Below are 18,340 nucleotides of genomic sequence, written 5' to 3'. Positions count from 1 at the left end.
ATATATTGGGCAACCCCTAAATACCTAATTGAGGAAGCGGATGGCCGATAAACCAGTTGAAATTGATCCTGAGAAAGAGCAGGACGTCACAAAATATCTTCTCGACAGGATCTCGGGTCTTGAGACCAGGAACCTGGAGCTTCGTGAAGAGATCAGGCAGCTCGAATCGGAGAAGAGGTTCATCGACAACCAGAAACTCAGGTATGAGCGTGAGATCCGCAAACTGAAGGGAGAGGTCGACAAATTAAGGAGCCCGCCGTTGATAATCGGCACTATCTCGGATGTAGCCACGGACAACAGGGTAATTGTCCAGTCAAGTGCAGGGCCGAGATTTATGGTTAGGGCCTCCGGGTTCATCGATGCGAAGGATCTAAAGCCGGGTGTACGCTGTACGCTCAACCAGCAGTCACTTACTATTGTGGATATTCTTCCGGCATCTTTTGACTCCCAGATATACGGAATGGAGGTCGAAGATCCACCTGTAGAATCGTATGTGGATATCGGCGGACTTGAAATACAGATAAACGAGATCCGGGAGGCTATAGAACTGCCTCTTAAAAGGCCGGAGATATTCGAAAAGATTGGAATATCACCGCCGAAAGGTGTCCTTCTCTACGGTCCCCCGGGAACGGGAAAGACACTCCTTGCAAGAGCTGTCGCTCATGAGACAAATGCCAAGTTCTTAAGAGTAGTCGGCTCCGAGCTGGTCCAGAAGTATATCGGTGAGGGCGCCCGTCTTGTGAGAGAACTCTTCGAGCACGCGAAGATGAACGCACCTTCTATAATATTCATCGATGAGATCGATGCGATCGGGGCACACAGGACGGAGAGCATCACTTCGGGTGATCGTGAAGTCCAGAGAACCCTCATGCAGCTCCTGGCCGACCTCGACGGGTTCGACAACCGCGGCGATGTAAAGATCATCGGAGCCACAAACAGGATCGACATTCTCGATCCTGCACTACTGAGACCCGGACGCTTTGACCGGATGATCGAGATCCCGCTCCCTGATATTGAAGGACGTCTTGCGATACTTAAGATCCATACAAAGAGAATGAACCTCCAGAAGAACGTTGATCTCTCAGAGGTTGCCGCCCTGACCGAAGGGAAGAACGGTTCGGATCTGAGAGCTATATGCACTGAAGCAGGAATGTTTGCCATCAGGACGGAAAAGGAAGATGTCGATATGAACGATTTCATAAAGGCGATAGACAAGATCAGGCATGATGTCAAGCAGGGTCTGGCCGATCTCTCGGATGGCGCGATGTTCGCCTGAAAAGAATAATTAAATATTATTTACTCTTCTTTTTCGTATTCAGCACACCAGACTTCCAGAACGTAATCAGATGATTCCAGAATATCGGGATAATCCTCTTTTGATGAATGGGGCTCCATCCAGATCTCGTCCATGATCTGACCGCCCTTTATGGATATAAGTTTGGAGAAGCTCCATGTCTCTTTCAGTTTATTGCTTCTCTGGTAGACATCGGTTGCAAAATCCCTTGTACAATACAGTTCAGGGGAAATTTCTAGAAACAGTTCGGCAACATATCTCCTTATGTACCAATTGAGCTCGGAGATGAGCGAAAGTGCACCGCCTAGTGTGGAATTCTCGATAATTACCCCGCATTCGGTTTTCCTGGGGCGATAAAAACGAAGGATCTCTCTGCTGGTCTCCGAATCAAGAAGAGTCCTGTAGAGGTCTGTTCCTTCTTTTTGGATCATCAGCAGATTCATGATTAGGTATACATTATGTCATCGGATTTGGATTTATTTTTAACCTTGGATATTGCTGCCTGGAAGTCGTCCATCGTAATTTCTGAGGCGTTTCTGCGTACTGCAAACATTCCCGCCTCGCGGCATATAGCCTGGATCTCCGCACCTGTGGCATTTTCGGTAATATTTACAAGATCTTTCAGGTCCACAGTTCCGATATTCATATTATCCGTGTGTATCCTGAAGATCTCGAATCTTGCGTCGCTGTCCGGGGGAGAGACTTCGAGAACCCTGTCGAATCGTCCCGGCCGGAGCAGTGCGGGATCAAGCATATCTACACGGTTGGTAGCCGCCATTATCCTTACGTCCCCGCGGTTGTCGAATCCATCCATCTCGGCAAGGAGCTGCATGAGTGTACGCTGGACCTCGGCGCTTCCCGATGTTCCGTCATGAGTCCTCATGCTGCCGATTGCATCGATCTCGTCGATGAATACGATGGATGGGGCGCGTTCCCTTGCGAGGAGGAAGAGATCCCTGACCATCTGGGCACCTTCTCCTATGAACTTGTGAACAAGTTCACTGCCCGACATCCTGATGAAGGTTGCATTTGCCTGATTTGCAACTGCCTTTGCAATGAGAGTCTTTCCTGTTCCCGGAGGCCCGTAGAGGAGAATTCCCTTCGGCGGTTCGACACCGATCCTCTGGAATACTTCCGGCCTTGTGAGTGGGTATTCTACAGCCTCCCTTACCTCTTCGATCTCATTCTTGAGTCCGCCCACGTTTTTGAATGTTACATCAGGGGATTCTTCAAGCTCCATCACCCTGACTCTCGAATCGAAAGTATTTCCTACGGTCCTGATAATCTGGAGTGCGTTGTTCACCGCAACCTTCATCCCGGGTTTTAAGTCGCTGCAGATTGCGTCCAGGGCATTTGTAATATATTCCTGGTTATTCCCCTGCTGCCTGAGATATATCTCACCGGAATCGAGGATGTCTACTACTGTTGCAACAAATAAAGGAGGCCGCTTGAGTTGTGCGTTCTCCTTTTTGAGTTGCATATTCTCTTTCTCAAGCCTCGCAGTCTCGCGGGTGAGAATATTGAGTTTTGCTTCCAGGTCACGCAGCTGTTCGCTTAACTCCTGTAAATTAAGCTTTGATATATCAATATTTTCGTGACTTTCGAAGAGAGTGTCATCCATGTTACTTTATATCTTACTTTACAACATTTATTAGATATGTCTTTTACAATTATGGCCAGGGGTATATCCGGGGGTAAGGGTACCGGCGAACTATTGGTTAGCGGTGAGGCGATCTCGTTCTTATCCGGCGTCGATCCCGAGACAGGCATTGTAATTGAATCAGGCCACCCTCTAGAAGGCAAATCCATCGGGGGAAAGGTGCTTGCGTTTCCGCACGGCAAAGGTTCGACTGTCGGGTCCTATATCATCTATGCCCTGCGTCGAAACGGGAAAGCCCCGAGTGCCATAATAAATATTGAGGCTGAAACGATTATCGCGGTCGGTGCAATAATCGCAGATATTCCCATGGTGGACAAACCCGAGAAACCGATCTCTGAGATTCCTGATGGTTCAGTCGTAACAGTAAACGGCGATACCGGCGAAATTATTGTAGAATAATAATATTTGACAACCTCAAACGGAGGATAATTTGTATTATCACCTTATTGTAAACGACGAGTGTAACCTGAACTGTTCTTATTGCCGTGGCAAGGAATTTTTCTCATGTGAGTCGGATTTGGAATCGTGTGACGAGTGTGTTTTGCTTCCCTCGTCCCCTGAATACAGCCCCGAGAACCTGTATTCATTCCTGAAAAAAGATGATGAGCCTGGTATACTGTTCTATGGGGGGGAACCGACCCTGAGGCCGGATCTGCTTATGGGTTTCATGGATAAGATGCCCTCATGCAGGTTTTCCATTTATACGAACGGGCTGTTGATCAGGAACTTACCTCCCGGGTACATCCGGAGACTGGATACTATACTGCTCTCGATCGACGGCGACAGGAGAACAACAGACGGTTATCGTGGAGAAGAAGTATATGACGGTTTAATGGAGTCTATCAAATATATCAATGACTCCGGTTTTTTAGGTGAGATTGTCGCGAGGATGACCGTTGCGGAGAAGACGAATATATATGAGTCGGTAACCTTCCTTGCAGACAACAAGGATTATACATTCAGTTCGATACACTGGCAGATGGATGCCAATTTCTGGTATGATTACTCCGAAAGGCCGGGATTTCGTGAATGGATCGAAGAGTCCTACAACCCGGGAATCGCCAGGCTTGCTAAAAAATGGCTTGAGCTTATAAGAGAGACCGGAATCGTTCCGCGGTGGTATCCTTTCTGCGGGCTGGTTTACGATATTCTTACGGGTTCCGGTATGGCGCCTGCTCCTATGAGATGCGGTGCGGGGCATATGAACTATGCCATACAGACCGACGGAAACATCGTTCCCTGCCCGTGCATGGTGGGGATGAAGGGCTTTTACTCCGGAAATATCTTTGATTCCGATCCGAAAAACCTGGAGAAGACAGAACCGGGTGGTGACTGCCTGGAATGCGATATCGCGGGTTTCTGCGGTGGGAGGTGCCTGTATTCGAATGTTATTCGCCCCTGGCCGGAAGAGGGAAGACGGCTGGTCTACGGGAGTGTTTTAAATCTTAAATCGGCAGTTGAATCGGTGATTCCTGAAATACAGGAGATGATCGGGCAGGGCTTAATCTCTGCTGAGGATTTCCGCATCAATAAATATAACGGGTGTGAGATAATCCCTTAGGGCGTTTGTTTAATGATAGTTAACTGGAGGAAGATCAGGTGGGCGAGAAATTCTTTTGCAGTGTTGTATGCCGCCTGCGAAAAAGAAGGAATAATCCTCCGGGAAACCGACGGTCCTGAGAATGATATTACCTTATACAGCCTGAATTCGGTTGATGCTCCTCATTATATCGACGAGATAAGGGATGCCAAATGCGTTACAATCGTCGGCGGTCCTCATCCGTCTGCACTTCCGGGGGAGATGGCTGAAGTTGCAGACTATGTTGTAGTAGGCGAGGGAGAGTATGTCCTGCCTAAACTTCTGAAGATGATAATGTCGGACGCTGATAATTTCCTAGTGCAACAGTTGCCGGGTGTGGCGACGAAAACCGGATTCACGCCAAACGATAGATGCGTTCTTCTCGATTATTATCCTCCTTTTACGCAGGCGAAGAGTGCGGTCGAGATCTCACGTGGATGCCCGTTCAGGTGCGGGTACTGCCAGACGCCGAGGCTCTTCGGGGGATGCATGAGGCACAGATCGGTCGACGAGATCGTGAAGGCATCAAAGATCTATACGGATGTGAGGTTTCTTACTCCCAATGCACTTGCTTATGGCTCGAACGGGAGGGAGTTCCTGCCGGAGAAAGTGGAAAAACTTCTTTCTTCATTTTCAAAGGATCAGAATGTCTACCTTGGAACATTCCCGAGTGAAGTCCGGCCCGAATTCATTAACGATGAGGCAATCGATCTCATCGAAAAGTACTGTGCTAATAAAAAGATTCATTTCGGGGCGCAGTCGGGAAGCGAAAGGGTTCTCTCTTTGTTGCACCGTGGTCATACGTGTGATGATGTAATTCGGGCCGTTGAGTTATGCCACGAGAGAGGCTTTGCTCCTGTTGTGGATTATATTGTCGGGATTCCGTTCGAGACAGAAGAAGACCAGATGGCGACTGTCGAACAGATGAGGTGGGTATCGCGTTTCGGGAAGATCCATGCTCATTATTTCACCCCGCTTCCTGGAACTCCCCTTGCAGGAACGGAACCGTCGGAACTTATACCGGAAGTGAACGCCCTGCTTGGGAAACTTTCCCTCTCCGGGAAAGTTACAGGGCACTGGCATGATGCCGAATCCCGTTTCTTCGGGAAAAAACAGGCTTCCGGTGATCTTTGAACCCGGCGAAGATTCGTGATTATAGCAGGATTTTTTTATCGGGAAAACGAACAATAATCCATGATGAGAATCCTTGTGCTGACCGATCTTCATGGTCAATATGGGAAATTAAATTCCTTTCTTGAACTTGACCCTGATATGGTGATAATTTCCGGGGACTTCACCGATCCCGACGGTCCATTCGAACCTGCGCTTGGAATGCTTGAACAGATCGATGTGCCGTGTTTTGCAGTTCCTGGAAACTGCGACAGCAGGGAGACTGTTAATTATCTTGAAGATTCTAATGCGGTTTCGCTTCATGGCTCGTCGCTGGAGCTGGGCAAGATAACTCTAGTCGGTATAGGGGGATCCAATCCGACTCCTTTCGGGACTCCATTTGAACTCTCTGAAGAAGAGATTGATGAAATTTTAACAAAGGCAAAGAAGGGAACAAAGAATAACGTTCACAATATACTTGTCTGTCACGCCCCACCCGAAGGAACGCTTGACAGTGTAGGTGATGCAAATGTCGGAAGTTCGAGCATCAGAAAGCATATGAAAGGATTCGATCTCGTCTGCTGCGGGCATATCCATGACGATCTGGGAATAAAGGAGGTAGACGGAACGGTAATTGTCAATCCCGGCCCTGCATTCGAAGGAAAGTGTGCGATTGTCACCCTGGGCGATGAGCCGAAGGATATAAGGGTCGAGATTCTTTCGGTTTAATTTATTTTAAAAATTAATATTTTAGCTCAGATCTTTTATTTTTCAATTGACTCTGTGATCAAAATATAAGGAGGGGGAGGGTTCCCCCTCCTTATAACCCTCCCCCTCGTCGTGATAGTCGCCGTCGAGATGGGCAAGCATCCCTCCGGCTCCGTGAATTTTCTTTTTTATCGTTTCAAAATCGGGGATGATCTATGGTTATCCATTATACCTTGTTTTACGTTTTCCAAAAGTTTTCTCCCCCGGCCGGGGCTACCCGAATGGGTAGCGCCTAGGACGGGCTATCGCAAGCGCAAAGCCCTGAGGTTAGGGCGTGTTCGCGAAGCGTAAGCGGAGCGAACTTGCGCAAGGGTTGCCTTTGGGAAATATTTTTTAAATTTCAATGGTTTGGAAAAATTTCAGGTTTTATTGTTATATAGGAAGGGGGAGGGTTCCCCCTCCCTATGACCCTCCCCCTCACTGCGATAGGTCGCAGTCAGGGATGGACAAGCATCCCCTCCTGCTCCTCGAAAATTTGCGTTTGGGGCTGCCCCCGGAGGGGGCTTATGCCCTTTTAAAAAAAAAGACACTTACTCAAAAAAATTATTCATTTCCTTTGGCAAGGATCATCTCAAGATAGGATTCGGGAATATGATCTCCTGTAATCTCAAGTTCCTTCCTGACCGTTTCTATTTTTTCGAGTGCGGACTCCCTGTCATCCGTTATCACCTCTATCTCGACAAACTCGCCGAGATTGTCGACCCTGTCAAGAGCAACGTTTGTCTCCATAAACCTGAACTCTTCTCTTGTCTTGAAAACTTCGGCACTTCTATAAAAACCGATTTTCGTGAGAATTTCTGCCAGGTTTTTTGGATCTGAAACCTCGACATTGAATTCCTCCCTTGCCTTTGCTCCGGTTCCCTGGACCTTCGGACCTTTGTATGTGATCTCCGAAAACCCGTCCTCGCTGCGTATCCGAAGTGCCTCATCAGATTTGGCGAAGTCTCTGAATGGTGAGTTGAAGTAGGTATCTGTCTGCCTGCTTTTTTTATCGAATACCGCTCCCTTTTCTATTAGTCTGGTTCTGATCGGGCCTGTAGAACCGACTTTTATCTTGGCCTCTACTTCAAACATATCTATATCACTTATATTAAGTACATAATACCAATTAATATAGACAGGTGTATTTATGTCAATAAAAGAAGGCGATTTTGTAAAAATAAATTATACCGGCAGCGTTGACGGAAATATCTTCGATACGACCTATGAGGAGGTCGCAAAGGAAGACGGCAGCTATATCGAGGAGAAGACCTACAAGCCGATTACAATTTGTGTCGGAGGGAACCACGTAATCCCCGGTCTTGACGAAGACCTTGTCGACAAGGAGATCGGCCAGGAGTACGAGATCACAATCGCCCCCGAGAAGGCATACGGCGAAAGGGACGATAATCTTGTAAAATCGGTCAATGTAAAGGACTTCAAAGAGAAGCCCACCGTCGGAATGCGTGTGACTTCAGAAGGCCGCCAGGGATTCGTTACAAACGTAATCGGTTCACGTGCAGTAGTTGATTTCAACCACATGCTCGCCGGAAAGACACTCCAGTACAAGTATACAATCGAGGAAGTTGTCGAGGATCCTGTAGAAAAAGCCGAATCTGTTCTTGATCTCTTCACAGGTCGTGAATTTGAGGCAACTCTCGAAGATGGAAAGCTCACGATCATCCTCCCGCCGGGAATTACCTACGACCAGAGATGGATGATGGGCAAGGGAATGTGTGTTCACCAGATCTTCGAATATGTAGATGGTATCGAAGAGATAGAACTCAAGGAAACATTCAAAAAACCTAAAAATGATGCAGAACCGGAACCCGTAACCGAGTCCCCGGAACCTGCCGAAGAATAAATTAATCTTCGATTTCTTCTTTTGAAGCAGGAGTATTCTTTACCTTCCAGTAGAAGAATGCCATGCCTGCAATTATGAAAATAAACATCAGCACCGCACTCAGGATATTGTCGGCGACATTGACCGATATCCCGGTTCTTATTCCCGAAGTATCCTCAATAAAACCCAGAACGAGTGCAATGATGAAAAAAACAATCACACCTGATATTATGCCAAGTATGAGGGCCGCTACGATCCTCAGTGAATTAGTCTCTTCTGATTCTGACATAATTGAAATTTCGGTTAATGGTTAATTAAGATTTCATTTTTACATGAAAATCACGTTGTGATTTACATGAAACAGTCCATGAAACCTTTGTTTCATAAACGTTTCTCCCGGTAATTTCGTTGAAATATGAGATCAAATTGATTTGTGGGAATGTGCGGATTTAATTCCAAAGTAACAACCTAAATGATCTTTTTTAAGAGGGCAGACATTGCTTCCTTATTGATTAAAAAGGAATAGTATTTTCATACGTATTGCCAAATAAACACCATAGGCTTAGGCATGAACATGACAGATATAAAAATCCCGTTCGCGATTTCATTTTTAAGCGGCTTTCTTTTCCTGATATCGGGAGCAGCATATTCCATATCAGGAGTGTCTACCGGATACGTACTCGTTTTAATTGGCATAATCGTCGTTGTTTCTGCTGTGAGAATGAAAAACGGAATAGCAAAGGATGTAAAGGACGCCAGTCTTGCCGTAATCTTCTTTGGAATACTCAATATCATCTCGTTTGTCTTTATACTGTCAGGAACATCTGTGATCAGTATACCCTTCCTGTCGGGATTTCTGGGGAGCATCCTTGGAATTATCGGGGGTTATCTCGCGTTTGTATATTCCAAAGAACGTTCATGAAACAAAGTTTCATGTAAATAAAAATTCAAATTAATTTTTTCCCCGGACCGGCAAACTCAGCAGTTGTTATTCAGCCCATGGAGTACCTTAGCAGAACTGCGATTCCGCCGAAAGCATCGAGCTGTTTTCCCGGTTCGAATTCTGATGAGAGTACAGTTATCTTTGCACGCATATTCTCCGCTTTGTCGAGCAGTTCGGAGACCCGTAAATCCCTTATCAGCTCGTCCGTTACAAGCACCTCGTCTGCGGCTCCCATCGCTACTGCATTTTCAACCTCATCAATACCGTAGGCGGCATTGCCGCCGGATGAGATCCTGGCGATAAGTTCATCCATGCATGAAACTTCACGGGCAAGCTGGATATCTTCCGAGATCCGGTTAAGGATTCCCTGGCCGATGACTTCCTGCACTGCACCCCTGCCTATCCTTCTTGTATCGGCGACCACACATCTTGAAGCAAGATCCCTGTCTTTTCCTTCGAGGAATTTCATGAAATCCTCTTTTATGAAACCAGGACCGGCAACGACAACCGGCCCCGTAACATTCGAAAGGTTTGATAAGATCTCGTCGAAGAAACCTGTTCGCATATCCAGTCCTTCACGCTTTCCCGAGCCCCCGGAGATCGTTGTAAATCTTTCCGGGCCGAACTGCCGTATCCTGTAGATCTCGGCCTCGCCTTCTTCGATCGCTACGATATGAACTACTCCTGTCACTGACGCCTTAACGGCCCTATCTATCCTCTCAAGATCGATCTTTCTCCAGTTCTTTATAACCGAGATCTCGAATCCAGCTTCGAGATTTATAGTATGGTGAAATCCTGTATCGAGCCCCTGCTCGATGATTCCGCTGATCCTCAGCCTGTTCGCATTGTGATGAAATTCTACCTTCTCGACTCTTATACCGAGACGGACAGGTTTTTTCTCCATCTTTTCCGGTCTTGCCTTGTCGGTTGCGGAGTCAAGGCTCCTGAAGGTCGTGGCAAAGACGAGGTCGCTCTCCCTGATGATGTGGCCGATATGCCAGAGATCGTCTGTGTTCTCTGGAAACAGCCTGATCTCTCCGAATGAGTTCTTGATATCGCCGAACTCGGCCTTCATTATGAGTTCTCCTTTGTCATGTCCACAACTTCGACAATATCCGATCCCCCAGGAGGGACGAAGGCCGCTATGCTTTCGGTATTGAGAACAGTCTTCAAATCCTTAATATCTTCTTCAGGGATCATCTTCTTCAGTTCCCTCAGGACTTTTTTGGCCGTATCGTTCGGCTCGAATTTTCCGGGAAGGAGCACGGCATAGTATGCGGCTGTCTTTTTTACAGCGCTCTCCGGCCCGCCGATTACCGCAAGTTCAGGTTCAAGCTGAAGCCCTATTGCAACCTTCAGGCCAATATTCCTGAAGTATCTTCTCTCGCCCCGGATTATAAATGCACCCCTCTTCACGAATTCCCCCGATTCTGCGGTCTTGCTGACCTGTTCGGGTTTTGCTGCATAAACATCGCAGTTGAAATGGCCGGCTTTCCAGGCATTCGAGTAGGATGCTGCGAATTCCGCAACCTCTTCCCAATTCTCCGTTTCTCCTTTAACTACAACAACGCTTCCGCCGTGAACGTCGGCATGAACGAAATAATCCCTGCCTTCGAGGTATTTTTTTCCGATGTCTTCGTTGCTGCCTGCATCCTGTCCACCTATTACGAGGACACCGTCGCTTGTAACGAACCAGCGGTATTTATGATACCATTTCTTCTTCTGGGGTTTGTAATCCTGCCTCTTTTTTGCCTGCTTCTCCTTCGGCATGAACTTCTCCATCGCTACGAGGGCGCCCGCCTTCTTCTTTTTGTATTTCTTGATCTCTCCGTAGTACCTGTTCGCATTCGCTTCGGGATTTTCGTTTATGAATATCTTTACCTTTTTTCCGCCGGCCATGACATCCACTGCGGATTCTGAAGGATAGATCCTTACGATGGATTTTGCCGCAGGAAGAGAACTGTTTTTGAGTGTCTCCTCGATCTCCTGCCATGATAATTTTGAACTTGCATCCCTGAGAGTGTCTATGATCCCTGAAATATCCTGGTAGTTCTCATATATCGCATCCACTTTCTCCTGTAGTTCGGCGATCTTCTTTTCGAAGTTTACTATCGCTTCCTGCTGTCTTCTGCGAATAATTTCGGACTTTGGGAGTTTCTCTTTCTTTGCATCCTTCGCGGCCGATTGCGGGAGAGGGAAGTACGCCGAAAGAGCATCATTGAAGCTGGAAAAAGATGATACCGGCTCTTCACCCGGAAGCGGGTATGGCCAGCATCCCGATTTCGTGATGACGGCATTCGTGCCCCTTGACAGAAGTTCCTCTATTGCATTCAGGATCGTCTGCGGTTCGGCCTCAGCGGGGTTCATTGTCTTGTCATAACCTGCAGTCCTGCAGACCTCCTCTGCATATCTTCCTCCCAGTAAAAAATTGGATGCAAGAGTTCTTACGAGATCCCTTTCTGAATTTTCAAGTACAGTCCTTATGCTCTCAATCGTAATGTCATCAGTACCGGATTCCGGGAAGATATACTCAGTCCCGGAAACGATCTCGCGGTCCCTGAAATGCAGTCTTTTCAGCGGATTTATGACGATAAAGTTTTCGTCGCACAAAACGGCGTTTCCTTCATTAAATAGTTCGAATATCAGGTTGTATTCTTTTTCCGTTTTACCTATTTTAATAATAAAAATTCTCTGGAGTCCGTACTGCTTTATATCCAGAACCCTGCCCCCGCTGATATATTTCCGGAGGAACATAGAGTATCCCGAAGGATTCTGGGGTGCATCCGGAAGATTATCTGTGAGATGTGCCCTTCTGCCGCATTCCACCAGGAAATTATATTTGGATTTATCTTCCCCGTTCAGCCTGAAACCGAAGGAATTGGTATTGTACTGGTAGATCTTTCCGATCCAAAGGGGTAACCTTTCTCTTATTTCATAGAGCATTGTCCTGATGTCAATGCTGCTCATTCCCTGCTGGGTTGCCATTATATACCAAACTACATATTGTCTGAAAACCAAAAAATAATCACTGGTGTCTCGATGGTCGAGGAGAAACAACTGGATATCAATAACGAAGAGGAAATAAAGAAAAGCCCCACAGATAAGGTCGACGGCCACAGGGAGCGCATGCTCAGGACGGGCATCGCCTGCTTCATGGGTATGTTAACCGGAATACTTTCATATGTCATAATTGGAAATCCGTCGGTTTCCCCCGGAGAAAGTCTATCGATTCTCGGATGGCTGTTTCTGCTTGCCGGAATAGTATTCCAGAAACACATCTTCATGGTGTTTAAGATCGATTATACCAAACTGGGAGGAAAGGACTGGTTCTACCAGGCATTCATGACTTTTGCCTTCTGGTTCATATCATGGACGATTCTTCTTTCATTACAATAATTTTGGACATTATTTTTACTGGTGGTATCAATGCGAATTGCTGTTGTACATAAGGATCGATGTCATTCGAAGAAATGTGGAAAGGAGTGCATCATCTACTGCCCAAGGGTCCGTACAGGTGACGAGACCGTAGTTATCGGCGAAGACGGGAAAATTGTAATATCCGAAGAGTTGTGTGTAGGCTGCGGAATTTGTGTAAAGAAGTGCCCGTTTGAAGCTCTTGATATAGTAACCCTGCCCGAGGAGCTGGAATTCCCCACACACCGCTACGGGCAGAACGGCTTTGCACTCTATGGAATGGCAATTCCTCTCGAAGGAAAAGTTACCGGTATCCTGGGGCCGAACGGTATCGGGAAAAGTACTGCCGTCAGTATTTTATCCGGGCAGATTATTCCCAATCTCGGTGATTTTGAAACAGATCCGTCCTGGGATGCAGTTCTTAAGCATTATGCAGGAACGGAACTTTTCGATTATATCAAGATGATCTCATCTGGCTCCCTGAAAGCCTCGATAAAACCACAGTATATCGACTTCATACCGAAGGTATTCAAGGGAAAAGTAATCGATCTGCTGAAATCAACCGACGAAAGAGGTAAACTTGGGCATTACGTACAAAAGCTGAAGCTTGAGTCTATCCTCGATCGTGATATTGGCAAACTTTCGGGCGGAGAGATCCAGCGTATTGCACTTGCAGCATGCCTTTCCCGCAATGCAGACTTCTATTTCCTTGATGAAATCACTCCTTACCTTGATATATACCAGAGGATGACTGCCGCAGAACTGATCCAGGAGCTCTCTGTTGAAAAGCCTGTTCTAATCGTAGAGCACGACCTTGCGATCCTCGATATGCTGGCAGAAAACGTGCATATCGCCTATGGTAAGCCTTCGGTATTCGGAATACTCACGCGTCCCAAGGGTGTGCGTGTCGGCATCAACCAGTACCTCGAAGGATTCCTGCAAGAGGAGAACGTCAGGTTCCGTGACTATTCGGTAAACTTCGAGACCTATTCGCACAACCGTGAAGTGAAAAGAGAGACTCTTATGACTTTTCCGGCACTCAAAAAGAATTATGATGGAAAGTTCGAACTCACCATCCGGGGAGGTGAGATAAGGTGCGGGGAAGTCCTCGGTCTTGTCGGGCCGAACGGAATAGGCAAGAGTACTTTTGCAAAGATCCTTGCAGGGTTGGAGGAGCCCGATGAAGGGAAAATGGAATCCGCGGTAAAAATCTCATACAAACCACAGTATATCAAAACAGATTCCACAGATTCAGTTGAATTCATGCTCAGGCAGGCAACGAACAAATTCGACAGCAATTACTACAAGCATGAAATCCTTGAGCCCCTTTCGCTTGAGCCGATCCTCCAGTCATCCGTTTCCCAGCTTTCAGGCGGAGAGCTTCAAAGGGTGGCAATCGCGTTGTGTCTTTCGAAGGAGGCTGATCTTTACATCCTTGACGAGCCGAGCGCCCATCTCGACGTAGAGCAGCGTATGGTCCTGTCAAGAGTCATAAAACGTCATGCGGAATCGTCCGGTTCGGGTGTTCTTGTGATCGACCACGATATTTATGTCATCGATATGATCAGTGAGCGGCTCTTCGTATTTGACGGTGAACCCGGAATTTCAGGAAAGGCGCTTGGCCCTATGGATATGAGAGAGGGAATGAATCATTTCCTGAAAGAACTGGGAGTAACCTTCAGGAGAGACAAAACCGGCAGACCAAGAATCAACAAACCCGGCAGCTATCTTGACAGGGAGCAGAGATCGGCCGGGGATTACTATTATGCCGAAATATCAAAAACATAATTTTAAGTTTATATAAATTTAACCTTTGTAACTGGAAGAAGGGTGGATTATGCCTCGTGGGGAGAAATTAACGGATGCCATAAGGTATGAAAAGGTTGATGTCCTGAAGAATGATCTTTTTTTATACATCGACAGCAACCCGGATAAGATATCATCCAATATCCCTGTTTTTTATGGCCATGTAATGTCTGCACTCGATAATGCATTTCCTGATATTGACAACAACTCATATGACAATTTCATCGACGATATCTCTTTTCGCATTATGAAAGCGAGTCCCGAGGCTAAATCCGTTGAATTCATCGAAAAAATAATATCCAACGCCCTGAGATGCAAGAAGAAAAAATCCGGCAGATCCACTCTGAGGATTCTCTCGGGCGTCAAGATGATGGATATCGGCAGGTACAGGGAAGCGATTGATTATTTCAGTGATTACTGGAAGTACGATGCCAGGATAGGCATGTATATTGCTTACTGCTATTACGCTCTCTCCGGAAATGAGAAGAAGGCTCTTCACGGGGAAATAGACGATCGGCCGAGTCGTCTTGAACTTCAGGCAAGAGAGACCCTCCTTGAGATGGCCAAGGTAAAACCTTCCGTAAACCGCTTCAAACAGTTGGATATTAAAGATACGGAATCAATGGACCGTGCATTCTGGCTGATGACTAAGAAAGCGCTCGAGTGGTTCCCTAATGAGCGGTGGTACGTAAAAATCGGGATCGAAAAGGCCAAAAACAATGGTAATGAAGAAAAAAGGCTTCAGTTCCTTGCGTATGCCGTTGATAAGTTCTATAATGATCAGGACTTCCTGAGGGAGAATTTCTACCTGAAACTGGAAAAAAGAGACGGTGTCGGCGCTGCCGGCATTGTAAAACAGATGATACAGCAGAATCCGAACAGTCTTGAGCCGTTCTATTACGGAATCAAATTGTCATTGCTTTCAAACAGCAAGAGTACTTACAATGAATTCCGTGACAAGGCGCTGGAAAAAGGAATGCCTAATTACCTGGTTCAGTTATTCGATCTTGCTATATTCGTTATGCGTGGTGAGCAGCGTGAGGCAAAACTCCAGTTCAAGCAGTTAAAGAAGAGGTTTAAATCCCTTCATTTCTACCTGGTTGCACTTGATTATCTTATGAACGATATATTCTCCGATGATGATATTCTGAGACATAAGACTTCTAAGAATGCATTTTTTGAATCCATTGACAAATACGCGATGCAGGTAATCAAAATACAGGAATAAACAACCTGCTGAAATTTTCTCAAAGTTGAATTTTATTTAAACCGATAATTGAATATTGAACTTTTTTTCAGTCTGTGATACTCCGAATAGAATCTTTGTTTCATAAACATTTGACACCAGCTTTGTATGCCGTTATGAGGGAATTAAACAACTCTAAACAGATAATCCAAAAGTACATCTTTGACAACCCCTCGCCGCGAACCGCACAGCAGGTTCGCGGATCGGCCCCGACCTCGGGGCCTCTCAATTGTGATAGGCCGCACAGGGGATAGACAAGAATCCCCTGAGCGGCGGGACGCGGTAAACTCATGGTGTGTACGGAAGGAATAAAAACAAATTCAACAGCTTAGGGGACCCTTGCCGGTCCCCTGAGCGTGCCGTGAGAGAGCTATCTTAAGGTAAGGCCCCTGGGTAGGGGCAGTCCGGCGGACCTGGCCGCCGGTGACGGGGTCGCCCAAGTAAGGTATGTAAGTAATACGGCAATGGAAAAAGAAATCAGGGTAATAAAGACTTTTTTTCAGACACTCGAAAAAACATTATTGATAATCGTAGAATCCTGCCCGAAAGAACCGGGATTGATCTCAATGGAAGAGACGGCAGTAAACTTCGGTTCATAGTAGTAACCTACGGTCTCTTTTGTTGAAAACCACCATCTGCCGGAATCATCGATGTATATCTTATCAACTTTATAATCAGACAGACCGTCAAATCTTGTCAGGTGCCTGCAGACCTCGCCTTTATACCAACAGAAGATACCGTTGTTGGTTCCTATTACATATTTGCCGTCATTTGTAACTGCCAGGTCATATATTTTATTTGTACCGCCTGAGAGATCTTTAACGTTGAAGATATGTTCTGCCCCTGACAATTCGTTATAGTAAACTGCATCGGTTTTGTTGAAGAATACAACACCCCCGTATGGATATGAAGCAATCTCCGTCATATCTTTTGCAATGAGAGGATCGGTTATCTGTTTGAATGTTATGTTGTCGAGCCCCTCTATACCTCCGTCATATGAAAACTGACCCTTTGAAGCGGATGCCATATACAGGATATCGTTTGCGTAATCCACCTCAATGTCATTGATATGGTTCCCGAGAAGACCGGTTTCTTCTCCGGGTTTTACCCATCCAAATCTGCCGTTAAAATAATAATAAACACCTGAATCCCCCGTTGCAATCCATATTATCCTTCCCTGGCGTTTTAATTTGTTGATCGCAGTGTCCACTAAAACGTCATCGACCTGCCTGATCGTTACCGGTTTCGAATAACCGTTGTAGATCTGTATGCCATTGCTGTATCCAATCCACAGGTTGTTCAGGCAATCATATTCTGCCTGGAGAACGTAGTCGTTCAGAGGTATGCCTTCAAGATATCCTCTTTTGTCCGTGGGAAGAGCGTGAAGAATCTTCCATTCTTCATTATCATATATCGAGATCCCGTTTGACGTGGCGAAAATAATTCTTTCGTTTGTTCCGTCGCAGATATCCCTGACATCCGCAGTACTTATGGAGTTTGAATCGGGCCAGAACTGGACAAGTTCTGCCGATACGGGGTTAAATGCCAGTAAAGCTGAAAGAAAAAGCAAAATCAGATATTTATACATGTACCATCCGCCCTTCTGATTACAATAACACCACTCTGGCCCGGATCGTACATAATTGATCTTCCGACATTTCCTCCGGTATCTTCACCTTCCAGAGGAATTCTGTTCATGTTCAGTGCTTCCTTAACAGCTTCGATATTTCTTCCGCCAATATCAAGGTTCCCCTTGAACTGCCTGAACATGCTTGATCCGCCTGCAATTTTTGCAATGATATCCCTCTTGTTGCTTCCTTCGGCAATCAGCTCTCCAAGTAATTCGGGAACAGCCGTATCTGCATATTTCCCCGGCCTGTCTTTTTTGTCATTGCTGTTGGGGAGCATGACATGAGCAACGCCGCCTACAGCCTTTTTTTTATCGTGCAGAACGACAGCTATACACGATCCAAGGCCTATGGAAGTCATTACAAAACCTCCTACCTTCAGTTCGCCAATTCCGATATTTATTCCCTTCAATTCAGGCTTTTTTGATTCTTCCATCGTGTTCTCGACCATTTAATAAAATATTACGAGATCATCTTTTCTAACAGTGAAAGGATTATATTTAGTGTATTTTCGTCGGGAAGCATGACAATAGTACTCTCAATATCATGCATTTTTGATGTAAGTTCGGTTTTGAATAAGATTATCTCATTTATATCAACAGCTACCTGGGCGACAATGCTGGCAAAGGCCGCATGAGACATATCTATGGCAATAGCAGGAGGAGATGGCAGCATAACAACACCCAACAGCGATGCCGTAGCATCGAGGAACTGGGATACCATAATGTTTCCAACTTCGAGAAGGGCGCTCTCGTCCATCTCGTTTAACTCCCTGTCGCAGTCCGTTGATCCAAGCATCGTATTTGTAAGATTAATCGCGGAATCCTTTGGAATATGCAGGATGACATATCCTCCCGGGCTTATCTCGCCCTGAATTTCAAATACGACCAGGGCTGCGATCTCATCTCCGAAATGTTCGGAGATCTCGGAAATATCTATGACCTTCGCTTCAGGGACGGTCATATAGATCTCTGACATGAGCATTGTGGACAGAGATGTAGCTGCATGCGATGCACCGATATTTCCCAGCTCTTTCATTGCGTCAAGTTGTGCTTCGGTTAATTCCATCT

General features: G+C 46.2%; 19 protein-coding genes. 10 read left to right on the top strand and 9 right to left on the bottom strand.

What is annotated here, in order from left to right:
- The first annotated feature begins 40 nt into the window (after positions 1-40).
- The gene (locus tag MPET_RS10520; RefSeq protein WP_013330011.1) at positions 41-1,276 is read left to right on the top strand and encodes a proteasome-activating nucleotidase; all 1,236 of its coding nucleotides are present in this window, start codon (positions 41-43) and stop codon (positions 1,274-1,276) included.
- 20 nt (positions 1,277-1,296) lie between these two features.
- Here the strand turns inward: MPET_RS10520 and MPET_RS10515 are convergent, their stop codons facing one another.
- Positions 1,297-1,725, bottom strand: coding sequence for a DUF5804 family protein (locus MPET_RS10515; RefSeq protein ID WP_225353813.1), 429 nt, complete (start codon positions 1,723-1,725; stop codon positions 1,297-1,299).
- Positions 1,726-1,739: 14 nt separating this feature from the next.
- Positions 1,740-2,915, bottom strand: a complete 1,176-nt coding sequence (locus tag MPET_RS10510; RefSeq protein ID WP_013330009.1) for a proteasome-activating nucleotidase — start codon at positions 2,913-2,915, stop codon at positions 1,740-1,742.
- A 36-nt stretch (positions 2,916-2,951) separates the two neighbouring features.
- On the opposite strand from MPET_RS10510, the gene MPET_RS10505 reads away from it, so the two are divergent.
- The 4 genes from MPET_RS10505 to MPET_RS10490 are packed head-to-tail and all read left to right on the top strand — an operon-like array spanning position 2,952 to position 6,372.
- Positions 2,952-3,353 (top strand): DUF126 domain-containing protein, encoded by a 402-nt coding sequence (locus tag MPET_RS10505; RefSeq protein ID WP_148222222.1) that lies wholly within the window; start codon positions 2,952-2,954, stop codon positions 3,351-3,353.
- A gap of 31 nt (positions 3,354-3,384) precedes the next feature.
- Positions 3,385-4,515, top strand: coding sequence for a TIGR04084 family radical SAM/SPASM domain-containing protein (locus MPET_RS10500; protein ID WP_013330007.1), 1,131 nt, complete (start codon positions 3,385-3,387; stop codon positions 4,513-4,515).
- Between the two features lie 12 nt (positions 4,516-4,527).
- A complete protein-coding gene (locus MPET_RS10495) occupies positions 4,528-5,667 on the top strand; it encodes a TIGR04013 family B12-binding domain/radical SAM domain-containing protein (RefSeq protein WP_013330006.1) in 1,140 nt (379 codons plus the stop codon).
- A 60-nt stretch (positions 5,668-5,727) separates the two neighbouring features.
- Positions 5,728-6,372, top strand: coding sequence for a metallophosphoesterase family protein (locus MPET_RS10490; protein WP_013330005.1), 645 nt, complete (start codon positions 5,728-5,730; stop codon positions 6,370-6,372).
- A 582-nt stretch (positions 6,373-6,954) separates the two neighbouring features.
- Here the strand turns inward: MPET_RS10490 and cyaB are convergent.
- Positions 6,955-7,485 carry a class IV adenylate cyclase gene (cyaB, locus tag MPET_RS10485; RefSeq protein WP_013330003.1) on the bottom strand — a complete coding sequence of 177 codons (531 nt, stop codon included), beginning with the start codon at positions 7,483-7,485 and terminating at the stop codon, positions 6,955-6,957.
- Between the two features lie 55 nt (positions 7,486-7,540).
- Here cyaB and MPET_RS10480 point away from each other — a divergent pair, with 55 nt between their 5' ends.
- Complete coding sequence (locus tag MPET_RS10480) at positions 7,541-8,254, top strand: FKBP-type peptidyl-prolyl cis-trans isomerase (RefSeq protein WP_013330002.1); 714 nt, start codon at positions 7,541-7,543, stop codon at positions 8,252-8,254.
- A 1-nt stretch (position 8,255) separates the two neighbouring features.
- Here the strand turns inward: MPET_RS10480 and MPET_RS10475 are convergent, their stop codons facing one another.
- Complete coding sequence (locus MPET_RS10475; RefSeq protein ID WP_013330001.1) at positions 8,256-8,522, bottom strand: hypothetical protein; 267 nt, start codon at positions 8,520-8,522, stop codon at positions 8,256-8,258.
- Positions 8,523-8,807: 285 nt separating this feature from the next.
- Between MPET_RS10475 and MPET_RS10470 the strand changes: the two genes are divergently transcribed.
- Complete coding sequence (locus MPET_RS10470) at positions 8,808-9,155, top strand: hypothetical protein (protein WP_048130824.1); 348 nt, start codon at positions 8,808-8,810, stop codon at positions 9,153-9,155.
- Positions 9,156-9,225: 70 nt separating this feature from the next.
- Here MPET_RS10470 and MPET_RS10465 read toward each other — a convergent pair whose 3' ends face one another.
- Both MPET_RS10465 and rqcH read right to left on the bottom strand, forming a co-directional pair.
- Positions 9,226-10,251 carry an mRNA surveillance protein pelota gene (locus MPET_RS10465; RefSeq protein ID WP_013329999.1) on the bottom strand — a complete coding sequence of 342 codons (1,026 nt, stop codon included), beginning with the start codon at positions 10,249-10,251 and terminating at the stop codon, positions 9,226-9,228.
- A complete protein-coding gene (gene rqcH, locus MPET_RS10460) occupies positions 10,251-12,161 on the bottom strand; it encodes a ribosome rescue protein RqcH (RefSeq protein WP_013329998.1) in 1,911 nt (636 codons plus the stop codon). The genes MPET_RS10465 and rqcH overlap by 1 nt, the downstream gene beginning before the upstream one ends.
- Before the next feature lie 18 nt (positions 12,162-12,179).
- On the opposite strand from rqcH, the gene MPET_RS10455 reads away from it, so the two are divergent.
- From MPET_RS10455 to MPET_RS10445, 3 genes are read left to right on the top strand one after another with little or no spacing between them, the layout of a single operon-like run.
- Positions 12,180-12,572 (top strand): EMC6-like membrane protein, encoded by a 393-nt coding sequence (locus MPET_RS10455; protein ID WP_187287554.1) that lies wholly within the window; start codon positions 12,180-12,182, stop codon positions 12,570-12,572.
- Between the two features lie 30 nt (positions 12,573-12,602).
- Positions 12,603-14,378 (top strand): ribosome biogenesis/translation initiation ATPase RLI, encoded by a 1,776-nt coding sequence (locus MPET_RS10450; protein ID WP_013329996.1) that lies wholly within the window; start codon positions 12,603-12,605, stop codon positions 14,376-14,378.
- A gap of 49 nt (positions 14,379-14,427) precedes the next feature.
- Entirely contained in the window at positions 14,428-15,624 is a 1,197-nt protein-coding gene (locus MPET_RS10445; RefSeq protein ID WP_013329995.1) for a hypothetical protein, read from the top strand.
- Positions 15,625-16,141: 517 nt separating this feature from the next.
- On the opposite strand, the gene MPET_RS10440 is transcribed toward MPET_RS10445, so the two are convergent.
- Genes MPET_RS10440 through MPET_RS10430 form a run of 3 tightly spaced genes read right to left on the bottom strand, consistent with a single transcriptional unit; the run spans position 16,142 to position 18,338 of the window.
- Positions 16,142-17,230 (bottom strand): hypothetical protein, encoded by a 1,089-nt coding sequence (locus tag MPET_RS10440; RefSeq protein WP_013329994.1) that lies wholly within the window; start codon positions 17,228-17,230, stop codon positions 16,142-16,144.
- Positions 17,215-17,706 carry a chemotaxis protein CheD gene (locus MPET_RS10435; protein ID WP_013329993.1) on the bottom strand — a complete coding sequence of 164 codons (492 nt, stop codon included), beginning with the start codon at positions 17,704-17,706 and terminating at the stop codon, positions 17,215-17,217. The genes MPET_RS10440 and MPET_RS10435 overlap by 16 nt, the downstream gene beginning before the upstream one ends.
- 26 nt (positions 17,707-17,732) lie before the next feature.
- A complete protein-coding gene (locus MPET_RS10430) occupies positions 17,733-18,338 on the bottom strand; it encodes a chemotaxis protein CheC (protein ID WP_013329992.1) in 606 nt (201 codons plus the stop codon).
- Between the last annotated feature and the right edge of the window lie 2 nt (positions 18,339-18,340).

Origin of the sequence: Methanolacinia petrolearia DSM 11571 (genome assembly GCF_000147875.1) — an archaeon.
GTDB lineage: Archaea > Halobacteriota > Methanomicrobia > Methanomicrobiales > Methanomicrobiaceae > Methanolacinia > Methanolacinia petrolearia.
The sequence above is the reverse complement of the archived record's forward strand: the minus strand, read 5'-3'. Positions and strand labels throughout refer to the sequence as shown.

Coding starts and splice junctions, on each gene's coding strand:
- MPET_RS10520 (WP_013330011.1), top strand. CDS start 41: ATGGCCGATAAACCAGTTGAAATTGATCCTGAGAAAGAGCAGGACGTC.
- MPET_RS10515 (WP_225353813.1), bottom strand. CDS start 1,725: ATGATCCAAAAAGAAGGAACAGACCTCTACAGGACTCTTCTTGATTCG.
- MPET_RS10510 (WP_013330009.1), bottom strand. CDS start 2,915: ATGGATGACACTCTCTTCGAAAGTCACGAAAATATTGATATATCAAAG.
- MPET_RS10505 (WP_148222222.1), top strand. CDS start 2,952: ATGTCTTTTACAATTATGGCCAGGGGTATATCCGGGGGTAAGGGTACC.
- MPET_RS10495 (WP_013330006.1), top strand. CDS start 4,528: ATGATAGTTAACTGGAGGAAGATCAGGTGGGCGAGAAATTCTTTTGCA.
- MPET_RS10490 (WP_013330005.1), top strand. CDS start 5,728: ATGATGAGAATCCTTGTGCTGACCGATCTTCATGGTCAATATGGGAAA.
- cyaB (WP_013330003.1), bottom strand. CDS start 7,485: ATGTTTGAAGTAGAGGCCAAGATAAAAGTCGGTTCTACAGGCCCGATC.
- MPET_RS10480 (WP_013330002.1), top strand. CDS start 7,541: ATGTCAATAAAAGAAGGCGATTTTGTAAAAATAAATTATACCGGCAGC.
- MPET_RS10475 (WP_013330001.1), bottom strand. CDS start 8,522: ATGTCAGAATCAGAAGAGACTAATTCACTGAGGATCGTAGCGGCCCTC.
- MPET_RS10470 (WP_048130824.1), top strand. CDS start 8,808: ATGACAGATATAAAAATCCCGTTCGCGATTTCATTTTTAAGCGGCTTT.
- MPET_RS10465 (WP_013329999.1), bottom strand. CDS start 10,251: ATGAAGGCCGAGTTCGGCGATATCAAGAACTCATTCGGAGAGATCAGG.
- rqcH (WP_013329998.1), bottom strand. CDS start 12,161: ATGGCAACCCAGCAGGGAATGAGCAGCATTGACATCAGGACAATGCTC.
- MPET_RS10450 (WP_013329996.1), top strand. CDS start 12,603: ATGCGAATTGCTGTTGTACATAAGGATCGATGTCATTCGAAGAAATGT.
- MPET_RS10445 (WP_013329995.1), top strand. CDS start 14,428: ATGCCTCGTGGGGAGAAATTAACGGATGCCATAAGGTATGAAAAGGTT.
- MPET_RS10440 (WP_013329994.1), bottom strand. CDS start 17,230: ATGTATAAATATCTGATTTTGCTTTTTCTTTCAGCTTTACTGGCATTT.
- MPET_RS10435 (WP_013329993.1), bottom strand. CDS start 17,706: ATGGAAGAATCAAAAAAGCCTGAATTGAAGGGAATAAATATCGGAATT.
- MPET_RS10430 (WP_013329992.1), bottom strand. CDS start 18,338: ATGGAATTAACCGAAGCACAACTTGACGCAATGAAAGAGCTGGGAAAT.